The organism is Micromonospora sp. NPDC007220, assembly GCF_040634035.1.
Lineage (GTDB): Bacteria > Actinomycetota > Actinomycetes > Mycobacteriales > Micromonosporaceae > Micromonospora > Micromonospora reichwaldensis.
In genome coordinates this window covers 309,580-330,813 of record NZ_JBEYEU010000006.1, presented here as the reverse complement: position 1 = coordinate 330,813, position 21,234 = coordinate 309,580, and the positions used below count along the sequence as shown (strand labels likewise).

The following is a 21,234-nucleotide window of genomic DNA, read 5'->3' as shown; positions in this document are numbered from 1 at the left end:
AGGTCCACGAAGCCCCGGGCCGGGCGCGCGACCCCGGGTGACCGTTTGACGGCGCAAACATCGGGTAGTCGCGGGAGCTGACCCGACATGAGGAGGGAACACCCGATGGCTGCCCAGACCAAGGTCGCGGTGATCTACTACAGCGCCACCGGCATCACGTACCAGATGGCGCAGGCGGCGTGCGAAGGCGCCGGTGAGGCGGGCGCCGAGGTGCGGCTGCGCAAGGTGCGCGAGCTGGCGCCGGACGAGGCGATCCGTTCCAACTCGGGCTGGCACGCGCACCAGATGGAGACCCAGGACGTCCCCGAGGCACAGCTGGACGACCTGTCGTGGGCCGACGTGGTGATCTTCGGGACCCCGACCCGGTACGGCGTGATGGCCGCCCAGCTCAAGCAGTTCATGGACACCACAGGGCCGCTGTGGTCGCAGGGCGCCCTGGCGGACAAGGTCTATTCCGCGTTCTGCTCGACGGCCACCTCGCACGGCGGGCAGGAGGCCACCCTGCTGTCGATGTTCAACGTCTTCTACCACTGGGGCGGAGTCGTGGTGACCCCCGGCTACACCGACCCGAGCCAGTTCGTCGCCGGCAACCCCTACGGCGCCTCGCACACCAGCAACAACGGCGAGACGGCGCCGGACGACATCGCGCTCGGCGCCACCGCGTTGACCGCCAAGCGCGCGGTGCGGATCGGTGCGGCGCTGAAGGCGGGCCTGGCCGGCTGACCCGGCGTCGCCGGTTCACCGGCTGGACCGGCGCTGCCAGCGGGTCGGCTGTACCGGCGCGACCGGCGGCCCGGGCGGGGGCTCTCGACCCGTCCGGGCCGCCGGTCGCAGCACCCCTACCCCCGATCGGGGCGGCTATGCACGCTCGGCCGCTCCCGACAACCCGCCGTGCGCCGTCGACGGATGTCCCGTCGGCGCCGGCAGCAGCGCGCCCACCAGATCGGCGAGGACGGCCACGCCGTCGGGGCTGAGCACCGACTCCGGATGGAACTGCACCCCCGCGAACCCGCGCCCGCGCAGGGCGTGCACCGCGCCGTCCGCCGCGTCCCGGGCCAGCTCCACCGGGCCGTACGGGGTGTCCAGCCGGTCGGCGTCGGCGCGCGCCGTGAAGGTGGCGTAGAAGCCGACCCGGCGGCGCGTGCCGAAGATGTCCACCTCCCGCTGGAGCCCCTGGTAGGGCGCGTCCCGACGGTGCGGCGCCAGCCCGAGCAGGCCGGCGAGCAGTTGGTGGCCCAGGCAGACGGCCAGGGTCGGCCGGCCCTCGGCGAGCAACCCGGCGAGCAGCCCCCGCATCGTGCGCATCTTCGGCTCGGTGGTGCTGCCCGGGTCGCCCGGACCGGGGCCGACCACCACCAGGTCGTGGCCGTCCACCGGACCGGCGGCGTGCCACGGCCGCACTGTCACGGCCAGGCCGAGCGCGCGCAGCTGGTGGGCCAGCATGCCGGTGAAGGTGTCCTCGCCGTCGACGATCAGCGCCCGCCGGCCGGCCAGCCCGGGCAGGCCACCGGCATCCGGCGACCGCTGGTCGAGCCAGAACCGGGCCAGCGGCGCGTTGCGTGCGGCCAGCGCGGCCCGCACCTGCGGGTCGTCGGCGAGGCGTACGGCGGGCTCCGGGCCACCGGCGGGCGCCTGCGGGCCGAGGCCGAGCGCGGCCAGCACGCCGGCCGCCTTGGCGTGCGTCTCGGCCACCTCGCCCTCGGCGGTCGAGTGCCGCACCAGGGTGGCCCCGACCGGCACCCGCAGCTCGCCCTCGGGGGAGATCTCGGCGGTACGGATCAGGATCGGCGCGTCCAGGCTCTGCCGGCCGGCGTCGTCGTGGCCGAGCAGCGCCAGCACCCCGGCGTAGTAGCGCCGCCCGGTGCCCTCGTGCCGGGCGATGACCCGGCAGGCGTTCTCCATCGGGCTGCCGGTGACCGTGGGCGCGAACATCGTCTCCCGCAGCACCTCCCGCACGTCCTTCGTGCCCCGGCCGGCGAGCAGGTACTCCGTGTGGGCCAGGTGGGACATCTCCTTGAGGTGGGGCCCGACCACCTGGCCGCCGTGCTCGGCGACCGTGGCCATCATCTTGAGCTCCTCGTCGAGCACCATGTACAGCTCCTCGACCTCCTTGGGGTCGGCGAGGAAGCGCAGCAGCGCGGCCCGGTCGGCGCCCGCGCCGGTGTGCCGGAAGGTGCCGCTGATCGGGTTCATCATGACCAGGCCGTCGTCGACGCTGACGTGCCGCTCCGGGCTGGCCCCGACCAGGATCCGGGTTCCGGTGTGCACGAGGAAGGTCCAGTACGCGCCGCGCTCGCTCCGCAGCAGCCGGCGCAAGGCGGCGAGCGCGGCGACCAGCGGCGGACCCTGCACGGTGGCGCGCAGGCAGCGGTGGATGACGAAGTTGGCGCCCTCGCCGCGCCCGATCTCCTCGGCGAGCACCCGGCCGACGGTGGCGGCGTACTCGTCGTCGGTGACGTCGAAGGCGGCGTCGGCCGTGCGCACGGGCACGTCGGGCAGGGCGGCGAGCGCCTCGGCCAGGACGACCCGTTCGTGCCGGTCGATCTCGAGGAACTCCAACGGGACGCCGTCGTCGACGCAGGCGAAGCCCCGCTCGGTGATCTGCCGGTAGGGCACCAGCGCCAGCGTCCGGGGGCCGGGCGCCCCGCCGGGCAGGGGGAGGTCGGCGAGCCGGCCCGCCGTGCGTACCGTGCCGGTGAACAGCTCCAGGTGCGCGGCGTCCTCGCGGCGGACGAGCGCGAACGGGCCGGGGTCGCCGCCGCTGGCGACGGCGGCGAGCAACTCGGTCAGGTGGGTCATCGGGTCTCCTCGGGCCGGGCGGCGCCCGGCGGGGCGACCGGGAGGGCCGGGGAGAGACCGGCGGCCGCCTCGTCGGGCGGCCGCGTGGGAAGCTACGCGCGGGGGATGGCCGCCAGATCGGCGGGCCACCAGCAGGACAGGTGCGCGGGCATGCGATCACCCTACGGCCCCGCGCGGGCACCGGAAAGCCGATCGGGCGTACGGCCCAGGCGCTGGGACGCCGGGGCGCGCCGCACCGGGTAACTTGACCCGCGATGAACATTCTCGCGCTCGACCTGGGCACCTCCTCGGTACGCGGACTCGTGCTGGACACGGACGCCCGCCCGCTGCCCGGCGCGCTGGCCCGGCGCAAGGTGAGCCTCGCCGTGCACGACGACGGCACCGGCACGCTGGACGGCCCCGGCTACCTGGCCTGCCTGGTGGCGTGCCTGGACGAGCTGGCCGCCGGTGGCCACCTGCGCGACGTGTCGCTGGTGGCGACGTCCGGGCAGTGGCACTCGGTGGTCCCGCTCGGCGCCGACGGCGCGCCCCTCGGACCGGTGCTGACCTGGCTGGACACCCGTCCCGAGGCGCCCGCCGGCCCGGCCGGCCCGGCCGACCCGGCCGACTTCCACCGGCGCACCGGCACGTGGTGGCACCGCTGCTACTGGTCGGTCCGGTTGCCCTGGCTGCGGGAACACACCGGCGGGCGGGTCGCCCGGTTCGCCGGCCTGGCCGAGTACGTGCTGGGCGAGCTGCTCGACTCGGCACCCATGTCGATCTCCCAGGCCTCCGGCACGGGCCTGCTGGACCTGCGGACGCTGGACTGGGACGCCGAGGCGTGCGCGCTGGCCGGCAGCCACGCCGACGAGCTGCCCGAGCTGGCGCCGAACGGATGGCGGGGCCGGCTGCGGCCGGCGTACGCGCGGCGCTGGCCGCAGCTCACCGACGCGCCCTGGGCCGGCCCGGTGGGCGACGGCGCGGCGTCGAACGTCGGCTCGGGCTGCGTCGAGCCGAGCCGGGTCGCGGTGACGGTCGGCACGTCGGCGGCGGTGCGGCTGGTGCAGCGCGTCCCGGCGGGGCAGGCCATGCCACCGCTGCCCGAGGAGCTCTGGCGCTACCGGGTCGACCACGACCACGTGGTGACCGGCGCCGCGTACTCCTCCGGCGGCAACCTCTTCGCCTGGGCCGACCGGGAGCTGCGGTTGCCCGGGGGCAGCGAGCTGGAGGCCGCCCTGGCCCGGGTGCCGCACGACAGGACCCTGCCGGTGAACGTCCGCTTCGGCGGGGACCGGCCGCCCGGGATGTCCCCGGCCGGCTCGGGCGCGCTGGGGGGCCTGAGCTTCGGCACCACCTCGGTGGAGATCCTGGCGGGGCTGATGCGGGGCCTGTGCGACCTGGTCGCCGGCGACCTCGTCGTGCTGGAGTCCACGGTGGACGAATCGGTCGAGGTGGTGCTCGGCGGGGGAGCGGTGGCGGCCTCCGACTGGTGGCGTACGTCGTTCGCGGCGGCGCTCGCGCCCCGGCCGGTGTGGTACGGGCGCAACCCGGAGGTCGGGGCGAGCGGCGCGGCGCTGGTGGCCCTTGGGCGCATCGGTGACGCCTCCCGGCTCGCCGCCATCGTCCGGACGGACGAGACCGGCTCACCCTCCTGAGTAGCACCTCAGCCCGCCCCGTTGACACGGCTAGCGGGCCTGGTTGGATGGACTCCGCTCCCCGGCTCGCGGCGGACGCGGGACAGGGAGGGGGTAGGTGTGGGGGCAGGTCCGGAACCGTCCGACGACGGGGTGTCGCAGCACCGCCGGCGCCGGTTCGACGTCCGGGTCGTGCCGCACCGTCGCCGCTCCCCGTTCCGGCTGCGGGACTGGCGGATGCGCACCAAGCTCGTCACCGTGCTGGTCATCCCGTCGGTCGCGTTCCTGGTGCTGGCCGGCGTGCAGACCCACACCCTCGTCGGGCGGACGACCGCGTTGGGTGACTTCGCCCAGCAGGTCGGCATCGGCCGGGAGATCGTCACGCTGGTGCACCAGCTCCAGCAGGAACGCGACCGGGCCGCCGGTGAGCTGGGCGAGTTGCGCCGAGGCGGCGCGGGCGCCGACCGGGACTCGGCGATCGTGGTCCTGAGGCCGTTGCAGGCCGCCACCGACCAGGCGCTGCGCGACCTGCGCCGGGCCGCCGGGCCGCTGGCCGACGCGGACGCCTCCTGGCGGGTCGCCTACTCGGAGGTGCTGGAGGCCTACGACCAGGTCGTCTACATCCGGGCCGCGATCCCCCCGGCGGTGCTGGGCAGCGACACCATCCTGAGCAACTACCACCGGGCCGTCGACGCGCTGCTGCGCCTGCTCGCCGAGCCCTCGCCGGGCGAGGACCGGCCCGCACTCAGCGACGCGGTGCTGCGCTACGTGCAGCTCGCCCGGGTCAAGGAGCTCTCCTCACGGGTCCGGGCCCAGCTCTACGAGGCCGCCCGCGCCGGCCGGTACGGCGTGGAGGACCAGGTGGTCCTGACCGACCTGCGCGCCCAGCAGCTGACCGCCCTGGGCGCGTTCCGGGTCGCCGCCACCGCCGAGCAGGTCCGCCGCTACGACGAGACCTCGACGGATCCGGGGTTCCTGACGGCCACCCGGTTGGAGGAGCAGAGCCTGGTGACCGGGGCCGCCGCGCCGAGCGTGCTGCCGGCGCCGCAGTGGTGGGCGGCCGGCGAGCAGCGTCAGGAGCTGCTCCGCCGCATCGAGGCGTCGGTGCTCGACGACGCCGTACGGCAGGCCGACGGGGTGAGCGCGACGCAGCTGCGGACCACGCTGCTGGTCGTCGGCAGCATCCTCGCGGTGCTGCTGGTCGCCCTGCTCATCTCCGTCCTCGTCGGCCGGTCCATGGCCCGGTCGATGCGGCTGCTGCGCGGCCAGGCGCTGCGGATCGCCCAGCTGGAGCTGCCGGACGCCCTGGACCGGCTGCGTACCGTGACCGGGGGTGTCCCGGCCATCGAGGTCCCGCCGGCGGTGGTCCGTTCGCTCGACGAGATCGGCGAGCTGGCGGAGGCGTTCGTCGCGGTGCACCGCAGCGCGGTCAACGTCGCCGTCGAGCAGGCGACCACCCGGCGCAACGTCAACGCGATGTTCGTCAACCTCGCCCGGCGCAGCCAGGTGCTCGTGGAGCGCCAGTTGGAGCTGCTCGACGACCTGGAGCGCGAGGAGAGCGATCCGGACCAGCTGGAGAACCTCTTCAAGCTCGACCACCTGGCCGCCCGCATGCGGCGCAACGACGACAGCCTGCTGGTGCTCGCCGGGACGGAGGCGACCCGCCGGTGGAACCGGCCGGCGGGGCTCGGCCCGATGCTGCTCGCCGCCAGCGCCGAGATCGAGCAGTACCAGCGGGTCCGGCACGGGGCGGTCGCCGACCTGCACGTCGTCGGCCACGCCGTCGGCGAGCTGGTCCACATCCTCGCCGAGCTGCTGGAGAACGCCACCTCGTTCTCCCGTCCCGACACGGTCGTGGCGGTCACCGCCCGGAGCGAGGGGGCCGGCGCGGTCATCGAGATCACCGACCGGGGGATCGGCATGAGCCCGGCCGCGCTGGCCGAGGCGAACGCCGTCCTGGCCACCCCGCCGGCCGCCGACGTGGCGACGGTCGAGCGGATGGGCCTGTTCGTGGTCAGCCACCTGGCCGCCCGGCTCCGCGTCGAGGTGCGCCTGGCCGGCGGCGAGGAGGGCCTCGTCGCCCGGGTACGGCTGCCCGGTGGCCTGCTGGCGCCGGCGCCCGAGCGGGAGGCGCCCGTCGCGGCCCGGATGCTGGCCGCCGCGGCGTGGGACGGGACGCCGCCGCCCGGTGGGTTGCCGGTGGCCGGGCGGCCGCCGGCGTGGGCCGGTGCGCGACCGGCGGGCGAGCTGCCGGCGGCCGGGCGGCGGTCCGAGGCCCCGCCCCGGCAGGCCCGGTCGGTCCCGGTGCGGGCCGAAGACGTGCTCGCCCCGGCGGCCCGGCCGCCCGCGTCGACCGGTGGGGGCTGGTGGTCCCGGCAGGGGCCGTCGCCCGGTCCGGTGCCGGGGGCCTCGCCCACGCCGCCGGCCGTCCCGGTCACCGGCGGGACCAACGAACGCGGCCTGCCCGTCCGGGTGCCGATGGCGCAGCTCTCGGCCGTCACCCGGCCGGCCCGGCCGGAGCAGCCGGCGGTACGCCACGACCCGGACCCGGAGGCGGTCGGGGGGATGCTGTCCCGGTTCTACAGCGGGGTACGGCGGGCCGAGGCCGAGGACACCACGGAGATTTCCATGCCGCCGGGCGGCGTACGCACCGAAGGGGGACAGCGATGACGACGTTGAGCCGGGAGGCCCGCGACCTGAGCTGGCTGGTCAGCGGGTTCGCGGAGCGGGTGCCGGGGGTGGTGCACGCCATCGTGGTCTCCTCCGACGGCCTGCTGGTCGCGATCTCCGACCACCTGCCCCGGGACCACGCCGACAAGCTCGCGGCCGTGACCTCGGGGCTGATGAGCATCACCGCGGGCGCGGCGCAGATGTTCGACGGGGACATCGTCAAGCAGACGGTCGTCGAGATGGGGCGCGGCTACTTCCTGGTCATGCAGGTGCGTGACGGTTCCATCCTGGCCACGCTGGCCGGGGCGGAGGCCGACATCGGTGTGGTCGGCTACGAGATGGCGCGGCTGGCCAAGCAGGCGGGGGAGATGCTCACCCCGGCGCTGCGGGCGGAACTCCAGCAGGCCCTGCCCCGCTGACCGGGTCGACGCGCCCGCCCGGCGTCCACGCTGGCGGGCGCGCCGACGGCGTCCACCCCGGCGCCGCCGAGCGGCGCCGGGGTGGCGGATGCCCGGCGGTCAGAGACCGTTGGCGGCGATGACCTGGCGGTACCAGTGCGCGCTGCGCTTGAGCACGCGCCGCTGGGTCTGGTAGTCCACGTGCACCAGGCCCCAGCGCTCGTCGTAGCCCGCGTCCCACTCGAAGTTGTCGAGCAGGGACCAGACGTGGTAGCTCTCCAGCGGCACGCCGGCGGCCATGGCCCGGTGCGCGGCGGCGAGGTGGTCGCGCAGGAAGGTGACCCGGCCGGCGTCGTCGACCGTGCCGTCGGCGTCGAGGGTGTCCGGGGTGGGCAGCCCGTTCTCGGTGACGGTCAGCGGGATCGGGCCGTAGTCGCGGGTCACCCGGGTCAGGATGTCGTACATCCCGTCGGGGTGGATCTGCTGCCAGGAGGCCTGTGAGGTGGGCCAGCGCCCGACCGTCGCGCCGTCGCCGGTGAGGTAGTAGGGCGTGTAGTACTGCACGGCGAGCAGGTCGACCGGCGCGGCGATGGTCGCCAGGTCGCCGTCGCGGATGCCGCGGACCAGCCGGCTGTCGGGGCCGAGGTCGTCCAGCACGTCCTGCGGGTAGCGGCCGGTGAGGATCGGGTCGAGGTAGAGGCGGTTCTCGTAGCCGTCGTAGAGCCGGGCGGCCCGGGCGGCCTCGGGCGAGTCGTCGGCCGGGTAGCAGGGGTGCAGGTTGAGCGCCGGGCCGATCCGGCCGGAGCCGGTGGCGCGGAACGCCGCCACGGCGAGCCCGTGGGCCAGGTGGAGGTGGTGGGCGACCAGGTACGCGGCGTCCGGGTCCTGGCGGCCCGGGGCGTGGTGACCTTCGAGGTAGCCGTTCTGCACCACCGTCTTCGGCTCGTTGACGGTCAGCCAGACCGGCACCCGGTCGCCGAGCGCGCGGAAGACGATCTCGGCGTAGTCGGCGAACCGGTGGGCGACGTCGCGCGACTCCCAGCCACCGGCGTCCTGGAGGGACTGCGGCAGGTCCCAGTGGAACAGCGTCGCCATCGGCGCGATGCCCCGCTCGTGCAGCCCGTCGACGAGACGGCGGTAGAAGTCGAGCCCGCGCTGGTTGGGCGCGCCGGTGCCGTCGGCCTGTACGCGCGGCCAGGAGATGGAGAACCGGTAGCTGTCCAGCCCGATGTCGCGCATCAGGTCCAGGTCCTCGGCGTACCGGTGGTAGTGGTCGGCGGCGACGTCGCCGGTGTCGCCGTTGCGGGTGCGGCCCGGCGTGTGGCTGAACGTGTCCCAGATCGACTCGCCCCGGCCGTCCTCCTTGGCCGCGCCCTCGATCTGGTAGGCGGAGGTGGCCGCCCCCCAGCCGAAGCCCGGCGGGAAGCGCAGGCCTGCCGACGGCGTCTCGTCGGCGCGCGGTGCGGGGCCGGTAGGGGCGGGGGCGGTGGCGGAGAGCGCGGCGCCGTGGGGCGGGCGCGGGGTGGGCATCGACATCGGTTCTCCTCATGGTCTGCGTGGCCACCGCCGGGCCGGGAGCGCTCCCAGCATAGGGCAGAAGCCGCCGGCCGGTCGCGTCCGCCCGGCCGGGCGAAGGGCGATCGGGGACGGCGGAAAGGTGCGTGCGTGATGCGCCCGTGGCGGCGGTGCGGGAGCGGGGGCGCGCGGTGGCGCCGGGCGCTCGGGTGGCCGGCCGCGGGACGCGGGCGCCGGGGCGCGGGGCGTCGACCGGGCGGTACGGGCGGACAGCGGACGAGGCCGGTCGGAACGGCGACACGGCCAGTCCCGTCGGCCTCTTTTCCCGCCGTGGCGGGGGGTTTAGTGTGTGGGGACGGGGGAGGGCAACCCCCGTCCCCACCATTGCTGCACACGCACGGGCGGAATTGGCGTCCTGTCGTGCGTGTCGCGCGGGAGCCGGGCCACGCGAGTGGCTAGAGGATCCACCTCCCTCCATGTCGGTGGGAACGGCTGACGGCGGTGTCCGGGCTGGCCCGCCGTCAGCCCTCGGGCTGAGTCCCCGGAGTCCGTCATGGACGGACTCCGGGTGATCTTCTAATTGGATCTCCGTCGATGGAAGCGCTCCCATCGACCGATGCTGCGACTGTAACGCCCGTCACGGCTTTGTGAAAGCCCCAAAACGAGATCGAAACATGTTGCTGCTTCGGTGCGCCTCCGGCCATTGTGGGAGCGCTTCCATGCATGGCACACTGTCGCCACCGCGACGCGGAGCCAGATCGCGCAAGCGTGGGTCGCCGAGGGCAGCCGGTGTCTCCGGTACGGCATCCGACGCAGTCGGCGGAGCAGCCGCCCCGCAGGGGGCGCCGCCCGCCGTACCCCGGCCTCGGGCCGGGGCGACCACCATCCCGGGTGCCCCCGAATCCCGTTCGCGGGAGGGCGCCCCGCCGGGGCCCTTCGTCCCCGGCCAGGTCCGAGGAGACACCGCGCACATGAGAAATCTGGCAAGACGTCGCCGCCTGGCGATGGTCGCCGCCACCGCGCTCGCCGTCGGCGGGGTGACCCTGCCGGCCGGCGCCGCACAGGCCGCCCCCGCCTGCGACGTGGTCTACGCGACCAGCGACTGGAACAACGGCTTCACCGCCAACGTCACCATCAAGAACCTCGGCGACCCGATCAACGGCTGGACGCTGAAGTTCGCCTTCCCCGGCGACCAGCGGGTGACCCAGGGCTGGTCGGCCAAGTGGAGCCAGACCGGCAACCAGGTCACGGCCACCAACGAGTCCTACAACGGCAACCTCGGCACCGGCGCCTCGACCAGCATCGGCTTCAACGGCTCGCACGGCGGCACCAACCCGAAGCCGACGTCATTCTCGGTCAACGGCGTCACCTGCGGCGGCACCCAGCAGCAGCCGCCGACGGTCGCGCTGAGCGTGCCGGCCGGCCCCTTCGAGGCCCCCGCCGACGTGCCGCTGAGCGCCACCGCCAGCGACCCGGACGGGACGATCAGCAAGGTCGAGTTCTACCGCAACGGCCTGCTGGTCAACACCGACACCACCGCCCCGTACGGCTACACGCTGGAGGACCTGCCGGCTGGCGCGTACACGGTGCAGGCCAAGGCGTACGACAACGCGAACCTGACCGCCACCGCGGAGAAGTCCTTCACCGTCACGGCGGCGTCCGGGCCGGTGCTGGTCGCCACCCCGTCGGCGGTGAGCGTGACCGAGGGCGGCAGCTCGACGGTCAACCTCAAGCTCAGCGCCGCGCCGACGGCCAACGTGCCGGTCTCCCTCGCCCGCACCGGCGACACCGACATCACCGTCTCGCCGGCCTCGGTGACGCTGACCCCGAGCAACTGGAACACCGGGGTGAACGTGACCGTCGCGGCGGCCGAGGACGCCGACACGCTCGGCGGCACCGCCACCGTCACCGCCTCGGCCACCGGCTACGCGCCGCTGGCGATCACCGCCACCGAGATCGACAACGACACCGGCGGCGGGGACAACACCTACGTCAAGCGGTTCCTCGACCAGTACGGCAAGATCAAGAACTCGGGCTACTTCAGCCCCGAGGGCGTGCCGTACCACTCGATCGAGACGCTGATCGTCGAGGCGCCCGACCACGGGCACGAGACGACCTCCGAGGCGTTCAGCTTCTGGCTCTGGCTGGAGGCCCAGTACGGGCGGGTGACCCAGAACTGGGCCCCGTTCAACAACTCCTGGAACGTCATGGAGAAGTACATCATCCCGTCGCACGCCGACCAGCCCACCGCGGGCGCGGCCGGCACCGCGCAGTACGCCGCCGAGCACGACCTGCCCAGCCAGTACCCGTCGCAGCTGGAGCCGAACGTGCCGGTCGGCCAGGACCCGCTGCGCTCGGAGCTGCAGAACACCTACGGCACCGGTGACATCTACGGCATGCACTGGCTGCTGGACGTGGACAACACCTACGGCTACGGCCGCTGCGGCGACGGCACCACCCGGCCGGCGTACATCAACACCTTCCAGCGGGGCACCCAGGAGTCGGTGTGGGAGACCGTGCCGCAGCCGTCCTGCGACACCTTTGCCCACGGCGGCCGCAACGGCTACCTCGACCTGTTCGTCAAGGAGGCGAACGCGCCGGCGAAGCAGTGGAAGTACACCAACGCCCCCGACGCCGACGCCCGCGCCGTGCAGGCCGCGTACTGGGCCCTGACCTGGGCCAAGGAGCAGGGCAAGGAGGCCGACGTGGCGGCCACCGTGGCCAAGGCCGCCAAGATGGGTGACTACCTGCGCTACGCCATGTTCGACAAGTACTTCAAGAAGATCGGCAACTGCGTCGGGGCCGCCACCTGCCCGGCCGGCACCGGCAAGGACTCGGCGCACTACCTGATGTCCTGGTACTACGCCTGGGGCGGCGCGTACGAGCCGAACCAGAACTGGTCGTGGCGGATCGGCTCCAGCCACAACCACTTCGGCTACCAGAACCCGTTCGCGGCCTGGGCGCTGACCAACGTCAACGAGCTCAAGCCGAAGTCGCCGACCGCGGTCACCGACTGGACCAAGAGCCTGGAGCGGCAGCTGGAGTTCTACACCTGGCTCCAGTCCGCCGAGGGCGGCATCGCCGGCGGCGCGACCAACAGCTGGGGCGGCCACTACGGCCAGCCGCCGGCCGGCACGTCGACGTTCTACGGCATGTACTACGACGTCGACCCGGTCTACAACGACCCGCCGTCGAACCAGTGGTTCGGCATGCAGGCCTGGTCGATGCAGCGCATCGCCGAGCTGTACCTGGAGACCGGCAACGCCAAGGCCAAGGCGCTGCTGGACAAGTGGGTGCCGTGGGCGATCGCCAACACCACGGTCGGCACCAACTGGTCGATCCCGTCGGACATGAAGTGGACCGGCCAGCCGACCACCTGGAACCCGGCCAACCCGCAGCCCAACACCAACCTGCACGTCGAGGTCACGGTCAAGGGCCAGGACGTCGGCATCGCCGCCGCCTACGCCCGCACGCTCATCGCGTACGCGGCGAAGTCGGGCAACGCGGCGGCGAAGAACACCGCCAAGGGCCTGCTGGACGCGCTGCACGGCGCCAGCGACGCCCAGGGCGTGTCCACGGTGGAGAAGCGGGGCGACTACCGCCGCTTCGACGACGTCTACGACGCCAGCACCGGCCAGGGCCTCTACGTGCCGCCGGGCTGGACGGGGACCATGGCCAACGGTGACCCCATCGCCGCGGGCAAGAGCTTCCTCGACATCCGCTCCTTCTACAAGAACGACCCGGCCTGGCCGAAGGTCCAGGCGTACCTGGACGGCGGCCCCGAGCCGGAGTTCAAGTACCACCGGTTCTGGGCCCAGGCGGACGTCGCCATGGCGTACGCCGACTACGGAAAGCTGTTCCCCAACGGCTGACCGACTCCTCCGGGTGGGTGGCGCGGCCCGCCCGCCCGGAGGCCGGCCGGGCGGGCCTGGGGGAACGGAGACGCCCGGTCGGCGGACGGCCTGACTCCCACGGTCAGGCCGGGGTGGGCCGGTCAACCGGCCGACGCAGCGGGGCAGCCGGCCCACCCCAACCGCACCCGGATATGCACCGGGCGCGAAAACGCCCGAAAAACCGGCCACCACGGGATCACGCATGGGGCCGGAACGGAGTAACGTACGTCACCGGAGAGGCCGCTCCCCCCGTGGCGGCCTCTCCCTTACTTTCCCGCCGGTTCCACCGGCGCACGGGCCGGCACCACCGGGTGGCGCAGCCCCGGGTGACCGGCCGGCAACGACCGGCGCACCACCACCCAGCTCACCGCGAGCACCGCCGCCACCAGCGGCCAGGACAACACGACCCGGGCCACCGTCAGCGCGACCACCTGACCGCCGAGCCACAGCGGCAGGAACACCGCCACCCGCAGCACGTAGGACGCCGCCCATGCCCAGCTGCCCCGGCCGTACGCGCGCAGCAGCGCCGGATCCCGCCGCCACCGGGCCCGCTGGCCGAGCGCGACGCCCACCACCGTCCCGAGCAGCGGCCAGCGCACCACGATGCTGACCACCCAGGCCAGCGCGCTCGCCGCGTTCGACAGCAGTTGGACGAGGAAGAAGTCCTCGGCGCGACCGGTGCGCAACGCGACGAGCGCGGCCACGCAGACGGCCAGCAGCCCGACCAGCACCGAACGCGGCCGGTCGCCCCGGTGCAGCCGCCAGCCGGCCAGCGCGGCGCCGGTGACCACGGCCGCGCCCACCCCGCCCCACAGCGAGTGCCCGCCGAGCAGCCAACCGAGGGCGAACGCCACCGGCGGCAGGCTGGCGTCGACCGCGCCCCGGCGCCCGCCGAGCAGGTCCGCGAGCGTCTCCGGCCGGTCCGTCGGGGCCGGCGCACCCTCCGGTGTACGCGTCACCGCACCCTCCTCACGTCCGCCACCAACCTAGCCGTAGCCGAGCGACAGGCCACCCGCCGACCGGGCCGTGCCTGCCGCTACGGTGTGCGGGTGCGAACGACGCCGAGGGGTTGGACCGCGGTCTGGTTGGTCGTCCTGGCGCTCGTCCAGGCGGCGGCCTTCATCGCTGTGTGGCGGGTCGCCGTGCACGTCGAGATCGGCCAGTGGGTCGACACCGTCGCCCTGACCGGCAACCGGATCGGGCAGGACCACATCGAGGAGCCGGTGAACCGGATCCTCAACGCCATGTCGGTCGTCTCGCTGCTGGCGGCGACCGCGGTGATCGGCTTCATCGCCCTGATCCGGGGCCGGATCGCCCTGGCCGTCACGGCCACCCTGCTGATCGCCGGCGCCAACGCCACCACCCAGTTGCTCAAGTACGGCCTGGCCCGGCCCGACTTCGGCATCGACCCCGAACGGATCTACGCCGGCAACAGCCTGCCCAGCGGGCACGCCACGGTCGCCGCCTCCGTCGCGGTGGCCCTGATGCTCGTCCTGCCGCGCAAGGTGCGGGTGCTTGGCGCCTTCCTCGGCGCCGGCTACGCCGCGATCGCCGGGGTAGCCACCCTCTCCGCCGGCTGGCACCGGCCCAGCGACGCGGTGGCCGCGTTCCTGGTGGTCGGGGTCTGGGCGGCGCTGGCCGGGCTGATGCTGCTGATCACCCAGCGGGAACAGGCGCAGGTCGAGTCGGCCGACGCCCACCGGGTCGCCGCGACGGTGCTCGGCGTCGGCGGCGTACTGGCGGTGGTGGCCTGCGGTTTCGCCCTCTCCTGGCTGGTCGACCTGCGCGCCACCCCGCCCAGCGAGCTGGCCCGCAGGCCCCTCCTCGTCGGCTACGCCGGCAGCGCCGCCGGGATCGTCGGCACGATGGGCGTGGTCATGGCGCTGGTGCTCGCCGCCGTGCACCGGCTGGTGCCCCGGGTCAAGGGCTGACCGCTCAGCGGGAGTAGGTGCCGACCATCGTCCCGCTCGCGGCGTCCCGCTCGACGAGCAGGCGGTGCACCTCGTCCGCCCGCGGCGTCTCGGGCAGCTCCAGCGGCCGGTCCAGCGCGTAGAGCCGGAAGAAGTACCGGTGGGGATCGTCGCCCTGGGGCGGGTGCGGGCCGCCCCACCCCGTGGTGCCGAAGTCGTTGGGCCACTCGCGGCCGCCCAGGGGCACGCCGCCCTCCGGAGCCCCGGCGGCGCTCGGCGCGATCCCCGTGACCAGCCAGTGCAGGAACGGCGTCCTCCCCGCGTCCGGGTCCTCGACGAGCAGGACCAGCTCGGCGGCGGACTCCGGCACCCGCTCCCACTCCAGCGGAGGCGAGACGTTGCCGCCCTCCTTCGAGAAGCGGCTCGGCAGCATGTCGTGGTCGTTGAACGCGGTGCTACGCAGCATGATCCCGGCCATCCCTGGCGCTCCTCTCGTCGGCCCGGCCGCGCGTACCCGCCGGACGGGACCCGAAACGGCCGCGCCGGTGTGAGAGGGTCGGCGGGACGGGGGAGGGGACCATGGAGAGCGTACGGGCGGCGTTCCGGGACGAGTGCGAGCGGCTCGGCGAGGTGCTGCGCGGCGTCGACGAGGCGGATCTCGACCGTCCGACCGACTGCCGGCCGTGGACTGTACGCGAACTGCTGGCCCACGTACGCACCGGCGCGGGCCGGCTGGTCGACATGCTCGCCGAGCCCGCCCCGCCCCGCGCCGAGGTCGACGCCGCCGCCTACTACGGCGCCGCCAAGTTCACCCCGTCCGTGGACGCCGCCCGCGTCGACAGCGGCCGGCGGGAGGCCCGGGAACTCGACGGGCCGGCCCTGGTGGCCGACTTCGACCGGGCCTGGCGGGCCGCCCTCGACGCCGTCGACGCCGCACCGCCGGGTCGGGTGGTACGCACCCGGCACGGCGACGCGATGGCGCTCGCCGAGTTCCTGCGTACCCGCGTGGTGGAGGTCGGCGTGCACGGCCTGGACCTGGCGGCGGCGCTGGAGCGGCGGCCGTGGCTGACGCCGACGGCGGCGGAGGTCGTCGCCGACCTGCTCACCGGCGGGCGGGCAGTCCCGCCCGGGCTGGGCTGGGACCGGCTCACGCTGATCCGCAAGGCGACCGGCCGGGCCGGCCTCACGGACCGTGAGCGGGCCGTCGTCGACGCCGCCGGCTTCCGCTGGCTCTCCTTCGGCGGCTGACCGGGCGGGCCCCGGGCCCGGCCCGGCGGGCGAGTCAGGCGTCGGCGCCGAGGGGGTCCGCCTCCGGGCGCGGGGCGGGCACGTGCGGGGCGGCCCTGCGCAGGTGGTCCAGCACGACCGGGTCGATCCGGCCGGGCACCAGGCGCTCCTCCAGGTTCTCCAGGCCGGCCCAGGAGAAGAGCGCCTCCTCCGGCCGCGCCGGGTCGACCGGGTGGCCGAGCGCGCCCAGCAGCGCGCCGACCTCGGCGGCGACCGCGCCCGTCAGGTCGAGCAGGGTGGCCGGGTCGGGCCGGCCGAAGAGCAGGGTGTGCACCGAGAGCAGCCGGCCCAGCTCGGTCACCGGATCGGGGTGGTCGTCGACCCGCAGGTCGACCAGCACGTCGCCGGTGCCGTCGTACCCGCCGCCGCGCTCGACCACCAGCAGCCCGGCGCTCTGCCGGCCGCGCCGATCGCCGCCGGCCCGGTCCCCGGCGCGCAACGCGGCCAGCAGCCGGTCGGGGAACGGCAGCGCGGCCCCGCCCAGCCAGGCGTCCCGGACCGCGTCGATCACCTCCGGGCCGACCAGGATGTTGCCCTGCGCCGCCCAGCCGTCGCCGGCCTGACCGCCGGCCCAGGGATGGCAGCTCGGCCCGGTCCAGGTCGCGCCCACGCCGGTGGCGGCGACCACGCCGAGCTGGCGGTGGTCCCGGTCCGGGTCGGCGGCGACCAGCCCCGCCACCACGTCGGCCGCGGCCACCCCGGTGCGCAGCAGCGTCAGCCCCTGCGGGCGGTAGGCGAGGTTGACGTGCGCCTGGGTGGCGAGCGCGCCGACCTCGGCCTCGGCGGCCGGCACCAGCGCGCCGGCGGCCAGGAACCGGCTGGCCACCACGACGCCGTGGTGGCGGCCGTCGGCGGAGCGGGCGACGAGCGAGAAGGTCACGCATGGAGAGTAGCTCCCTCCGCTGCGTGCATATCCCCAGGCTTCGATGGATGTGGGATCGTCGACGGGATCTTGCTCTGTGGCCCGGCGAGCGGGCACGATCGACCGATGACGACGCGATGGGGCATGACCGTGCCGCTGGACGGCATCCCGCTCGCCGAGCACGCCGCGATCTACGCGGCCCTCGACGGGGCCGGCTTCACCGACGTGTGGTCCTCGGAGGTCAACGGGGCAGATGCGTTCACCCCGCTGGCACTCGCCGCCGCCTGGCAGCCCCGGCTGCGCCTGGGCACCGCGATCACGCCGGTCTTCACCCGGGGCCCGGGCCTGCTGGCGATGAGCGCGGCGGCGCTGGCCGACGCCGCCCCGGGCCGGTTCGCGCTCGGCATCGGCGCGTCCTCGCCGGTCGTCGTGGGCAACTGGAACGCCGTGCCGTTCGAGGAGCCGTTCCGGCGCACCCGCGACGTGCTGCGGTTCCTGCGCGCGGCGCTGGCCGGGGAGACCGTCGACGAGGAGTACGACACCTTCGCCGTGCGCCGCTTCACCCTGGACCGCAAGCCGGCCGTGCCGCCGCCGGTGCTGCTCGCCGCGCTGCGCCCGGGGATGCTGCGGCTGGCCGGCGCCGAGGCCGACGGCGTCATCCTCAACTGGCTCGCCGCCACCGACGTGCCCCGGGCCCTCGCCGAGGTCGGCGAGCGGCGCCCCGGCTTCGAGGTGGTCGCGCGGATCTTCGTCTGCCCGACCGAGGACGCCGTGCACGCCCGCGCCCTGGGCCGCCGGCTGATCACCAGTTACCTCACCGTGCCCGCGTACGCCGAGTTCCACCGCTGGCTGGGCCGCCAGGAGGTGCTCGGGCCGATGTGGCGGGCCTGGGCCGCCGGGGACCGGCGCGGCGCGGGCGCGGCGGTGCCCGACGACGTGGTCGACGCGTTGGTGCTGCACGGCTCGCCGGAGCGCTGCCGCGAGCAGGTCCGCCGCTACGCCGACGCCGGTGTGGACGTACCGGTGCTGGCCCTGCTGCCCACCCCCGAGCTCGCCGCGGGTGGTGCGGCGGCACTGGGGGACCTGATCGCGCGCCTGGGTGGGGGTGGGTCGCGGTGAACCTGACCGACCGGGTGGTGGTGATCACCGGCGGGGCCGGCGGGATCGGCGCCGCCCTGGCCCGTCGCTTCGCCGCCGAGGGCGCCGCCGCCGTGGTGGTGGCCGACCTCGACGCCGACGCGGCCCGCGCGGTGGCCGAGGGCCTCGGCCCCGTCGCCCGCGCCGTCGGGCTGGACGTCACCGACGAGGAGCAGGTCCGCGCGCTGGTCGCCGACACCGAGCAGCGGTACGGGCGCATCGACCTGTTCTGCGCCAACGCGGGCGTCACCTCCGGCGGCGGGATGGAGATCGACGACGCCGGTTGGGACCGCGCCTGGCAGGTCAACGTGCTCTCCCACGTCTACGCGGCCCGCGCGGTGCTGCCGGCGATGCTCGCCCGGGGCGGCGGCTACCTGCTGCACACCTGCTCGGCGGCGGGCGTGCTGACCTCGGTCGGCGACGCCCCGTACGCCACCACCAAGCACGCCGCCGTCGGCTTTGCCGAGTGGCTCTCCGTCACCTACCGCGACCAGGGCGTCCGGATCAGCGCGCTGTGCCCGCAGGGCGTGGACACGCCGATGCTCGCCGACGGGCTGGCCGCCGGTCACCTGGGCGCGCGGGTCGTGGCCGCCTCCGGCGCGGTGCTCACCGCCGACCAGGTCGCCGACGCGGCGGTCGCCGGCATCGCCGAGGAGCGCTTCCTGATCCTCCCGCACCCCGAGGTCGCCGACTACGCCCGCCGCAAGGCGGAGGACCCGGACGGCTGGCAGTCCGGCCTGCGCAAACTCGTCCGTCGGCTGAGGGCGTAGCCGCTGTCGTCGGGCAGGGTCGACCGGCGACAGCGGAGGTCCGACCGGGCCGGTTCCCGGCGGCGCGTGTGACCGAAGCGCGCGGCGCGCGTGGGCGTGGGCTCGGGCCGCGCCCGCCCGCGATTCGGACCAAACCTGTCCGCTGTTGGCGTCGAACCCGCCCGCTGTTGGCGTCGAACCGCAAGGACCAGGAGGCTCATGTCCCGCAGCAGTAGGTCGGTGGGGGTTCTCGTCGTCGACGACCAGGTGCTGATCCGCGCCGGTCTGGCCGCCCTGCTCCGGGCCGCCCCGGGGATGCGGGTGGTGGGCGAGGCCGCCGACGGCGCCGAGGCGGTGGCCGTGGCCGCCGCCACCCGGCCCCACGTGGTCCTGATGGACCTCCGGATGCCTGGCGTCGGCGGGATCGCAGCCACCCGTGAGATCATCGCCGCGGCCGGGGACGACCCGCCCCGCGTCCTCGTGCTGACCACGTTCGACACCGACGATTACGTCTACGCCGCGCTGCGGGCCGGGGCCAGCGGTTTCCTGCTCAAGGACACGCCCCCGGAGCGGCTGCTGGCCGCCGTCGCCACCGTGGCGCGCGGGGACATGCTCTTCACACCCCGCGTGGTCCATCGACTCGTCGAGTCACTTGCCGCCTCCGCCGCGCCGCGGCCCGGTGCGCTGCCGGCGCTCGACATCCTCACCGGACGGGAGCGGGAGGTGCTGCGGCTGGTCGGCACGGGCCTCGACAACTCGGAGATCGCCGGGCGCCTGGTGATCGCGGAGGCGACCGTCAAGACCCATCTGAACCGGACCATGGCCAAGCTCGGCCTGGCCAGCCGGGCGCAGGCGGTGGTCCTGGCGTACGAGTCCGGTCTGGTCCGGCCAGGTGAGAGGGGGTTCACCAATCCGCCATAGATGCACGGGTGTCCTGGAGTTCCTGGACCGGACGTGACAGCAGGCAGGCTAGGCGGGCCGGGCCGGAGGCGACGACCGCCGACCGGTGACCCCCGGCTCGTGCCTGCCGGGTGGGACGACCCCGACGGGCAGGCTGAGGGTGACGGTGAAGCCGCCGCCCGGGGCGGTGCCGGCGTGCAGGCTTCCGCCGTACAGTCGTGCCCGCTCGCGCATGCCGGCGAGACCGTGGCCGTGCGCCGGCCCGTCAGGAGCGCCGGGGCCGTCGTCGGCGACCCGGATGGTCAGCCGCTCCGGCTGGCCGTAGTCGAGCGTGACGTTCGCCCGGGCCCCGCGCGCGTGCTTCAGGACGTTCGTCAACGACTCCTGCGCCACCCGGTACGCGCAGAGGTCCGTCCCCGGTGGCAGTGGGCGGGGCGAACCCACGACCACCACCGCGACCTGGACGCCGGCGGCCCTGATCCGCTCGACGAGTTCGTCGAGCCGACCCAGCCCCGGTGCGGGGTCGCAGCCGTCGCCCTCGCCTCGCGGGTCGGCGTCGGACACCCGGAGCAGGGCGAGCATCCGGCGCATCTCCTCCAGCGCTTCGTGGCTGCTGTCGGTGATGGTGTCCAGCGCCGCGCCCACCGTCGCCGGATCGGTGGCGAGGACGTACCGGGCCAGGCCGGCCTGCACCGAGATCACCGACATGTGGTGGGCGACCACGTCGTGCAGCTCGCGGGCGATACGTATCCGTTCCGCCAGGACCGCGCTGCGGGCCCGGGCCTCCCGCTCCCGGCGCAGTTCCTCCGCCAGGGCGAGCAGTCGCCGGTTGCGGTCGGCCAGCCGTCGGGCCCCGGCCCCGAACAGCCAGGCCACCAGGGTCGCCACCAGCGCCTGGGCGAGCGCCGTCCACAGCGTGTAGACCTCGACCACCATGCCGCTGTAGAAGGTCACGCCGGCCGTGGCCGCGGCCCCCGGCAGGGCGGTGCGGGTGGGACGCGTCGCGGCCACGGTGTACATCGCGAGCAGCGGCCCGAACAGGTTCAGGCTGGGCACGTAGCCGAGGGTGAGAAACCACGCCACCACGGTGCAGCAGGTCAGCAGGACGGTCACCGGGGCGCGGCGGCGTGCCGCGAGCGGGATGTTGGCCAGGCAGGTCAGGACCAGGGCCGTGCCGTCGAACTCGCGGAAGCCGGGCAGTTGGTAGTCGCGCCCCATCCAGGCGGTGACCGCCACGATGCCGGTGGCGACCGCCGCGTCGACGACCGTCGCGGGCACGTCGTGCAGTCGTTGCCGGAGCCGCTCGCGGTGTGGCACCGGTAGATCCTAAGTGGTCGGTGCGAGGTCGAGCGGTGGCGATGAGGGCCGGTGTCCCGCGGATGGTGCCGTACAACCGCTGCGGTAGTCAGCCGATCCAGATACCGCAGCGGTCGTGGTAGGGGATCAATCAGCGGGACGATGTGGACGGACGCCGTGCGAATTAACGTCTCAGGTGCAAGCC

At 74.7% G+C, this 21,234-nt stretch carries 16 protein-coding genes; 10 read left to right on the top strand and 6 right to left on the bottom strand.

Going from position 1 to position 21,234, the window contains the following annotated elements; all coding sequences use genetic code 11:
* The first annotated feature begins 105 nt into the window (after window positions 1-105).
* Complete coding sequence (gene wrbA / locus ABZ573_RS15540; protein WP_151455261.1) at window positions 106-723, top strand: NAD(P)H:quinone oxidoreductase; 618 nt, start codon at window positions 106-108, stop codon at window positions 721-723.
* A gap of 135 nt (window positions 724-858) precedes the next feature.
* On the opposite strand, the gene ABZ573_RS15535 is transcribed toward wrbA, so the two are convergent.
* Complete coding sequence (locus ABZ573_RS15535) at window positions 859-2,799, bottom strand: chorismate-binding protein (protein WP_327028977.1); 1,941 nt, start codon at window positions 2,797-2,799, stop codon at window positions 859-861.
* A gap of 254 nt (window positions 2,800-3,053) precedes the next feature.
* On the opposite strand from ABZ573_RS15535, the gene ABZ573_RS15530 reads away from it, so the two are divergent.
* The 3 genes from ABZ573_RS15530 (at window position 3,054) to ABZ573_RS15520 (ending at window position 7,501) form a co-directional block, all read left to right on the top strand.
* Complete coding sequence (locus ABZ573_RS15530) at window positions 3,054-4,433, top strand: FGGY family carbohydrate kinase (RefSeq protein WP_151455263.1); 1,380 nt, start codon at window positions 3,054-3,056, stop codon at window positions 4,431-4,433.
* A 99-nt stretch (window positions 4,434-4,532) separates the two neighbouring features.
* Entirely contained in the window at window positions 4,533-7,082 is a 2,550-nt protein-coding gene (locus ABZ573_RS15525) for a nitrate- and nitrite sensing domain-containing protein (RefSeq protein ID WP_151455264.1), read from the top strand.
* Between the two features lie 5 nt (window positions 7,083-7,087).
* Entirely contained in the window at window positions 7,088-7,501 is a 414-nt protein-coding gene (locus ABZ573_RS15520; protein WP_197697869.1) for a roadblock/LC7 domain-containing protein, read from the top strand.
* A gap of 99 nt (window positions 7,502-7,600) precedes the next feature.
* Here the strand turns inward: ABZ573_RS15520 and ABZ573_RS15515 are convergent, their stop codons facing one another.
* On the bottom strand, window positions 7,601-9,016 hold the full coding sequence (locus tag ABZ573_RS15515) for a GH1 family beta-glucosidase (protein WP_327028975.1): 1,416 nt from the start codon (window positions 9,014-9,016) through the stop codon (window positions 7,601-7,603).
* 959 nt (window positions 9,017-9,975) lie between these two features.
* Between ABZ573_RS15515 and ABZ573_RS15510 the strand changes: the two genes are divergently transcribed.
* Window positions 9,976-12,867 carry a glycoside hydrolase family 48 protein gene (locus ABZ573_RS15510; protein WP_192581586.1) on the top strand — a complete coding sequence of 964 codons (2,892 nt, stop codon included), beginning with the start codon at window positions 9,976-9,978 and terminating at the stop codon, window positions 12,865-12,867.
* A 287-nt stretch (window positions 12,868-13,154) separates the two neighbouring features.
* On the opposite strand, the gene ABZ573_RS15505 is transcribed toward ABZ573_RS15510, so the two are convergent.
* Window positions 13,155-13,847: a DUF3159 domain-containing protein gene (locus ABZ573_RS15505; protein ID WP_358118648.1), complete on the bottom strand. Its 693-nt coding sequence runs from the start codon at window positions 13,845-13,847 to the stop codon at window positions 13,155-13,157.
* Window positions 13,848-13,931: 84 nt separating this feature from the next.
* Between ABZ573_RS15505 and ABZ573_RS15500 the strand changes: the two genes are divergently transcribed.
* Window positions 13,932-14,819: a phosphatase PAP2 family protein gene (locus ABZ573_RS15500; RefSeq protein ID WP_327028973.1), complete on the top strand. Its 888-nt coding sequence runs from the start codon at window positions 13,932-13,934 to the stop codon at window positions 14,817-14,819.
* Between the two features lie 4 nt (window positions 14,820-14,823).
* Here ABZ573_RS15500 and ABZ573_RS15495 read toward each other — a convergent pair whose 3' ends face one another.
* Window positions 14,824-15,276, bottom strand: a complete 453-nt coding sequence (locus tag ABZ573_RS15495; protein WP_327028972.1) for a YbhB/YbcL family Raf kinase inhibitor-like protein — start codon at window positions 15,274-15,276, stop codon at window positions 14,824-14,826.
* A gap of 101 nt (window positions 15,277-15,377) precedes the next feature.
* Here ABZ573_RS15495 and ABZ573_RS15490 point away from each other — a divergent pair, with 101 nt between their 5' ends.
* Window positions 15,378-16,046, top strand: coding sequence for a maleylpyruvate isomerase N-terminal domain-containing protein (locus ABZ573_RS15490; RefSeq protein ID WP_358118646.1), 669 nt, complete (start codon window positions 15,378-15,380; stop codon window positions 16,044-16,046).
* Window positions 16,047-16,080: 34 nt separating this feature from the next.
* Here the strand turns inward: ABZ573_RS15490 and ABZ573_RS15485 are convergent, their stop codons facing one another.
* The gene (locus ABZ573_RS15485; protein WP_358118644.1) at window positions 16,081-16,965 is read right to left on the bottom strand and encodes a DUF1028 domain-containing protein; all 885 of its coding nucleotides are present in this window, start codon (window positions 16,963-16,965) and stop codon (window positions 16,081-16,083) included.
* A 126-nt stretch (window positions 16,966-17,091) separates the two neighbouring features.
* Between ABZ573_RS15485 and ABZ573_RS15480 the strand changes: the two genes are divergently transcribed.
* From ABZ573_RS15480 to ABZ573_RS15470, 3 genes are all read left to right on the top strand, one after another.
* Window positions 17,092-18,066: an LLM class F420-dependent oxidoreductase gene (locus ABZ573_RS15480; protein WP_327031248.1), complete on the top strand. Its 975-nt coding sequence runs from the start codon at window positions 17,092-17,094 to the stop codon at window positions 18,064-18,066.
* The gene (locus ABZ573_RS15475) at window positions 18,063-18,854 is read left to right on the top strand and encodes an SDR family oxidoreductase (RefSeq protein WP_358118642.1); all 792 of its coding nucleotides are present in this window, start codon (window positions 18,063-18,065) and stop codon (window positions 18,852-18,854) included. The genes ABZ573_RS15480 and ABZ573_RS15475 overlap by 4 nt, the downstream gene beginning before the upstream one ends.
* A 198-nt stretch (window positions 18,855-19,052) precedes the next feature.
* Window positions 19,053-19,754: a response regulator transcription factor gene (locus ABZ573_RS15470; protein ID WP_358118640.1), complete on the top strand. Its 702-nt coding sequence runs from the start codon at window positions 19,053-19,055 to the stop codon at window positions 19,752-19,754.
* Between the two features lie 48 nt (window positions 19,755-19,802).
* Here ABZ573_RS15470 and ABZ573_RS15465 read toward each other — a convergent pair whose 3' ends face one another.
* Entirely contained in the window at window positions 19,803-21,050 is a 1,248-nt protein-coding gene (locus tag ABZ573_RS15465; RefSeq protein ID WP_358118638.1) for a sensor histidine kinase, read from the bottom strand.
* Between the last annotated feature and the right edge of the window lie 184 nt (window positions 21,051-21,234).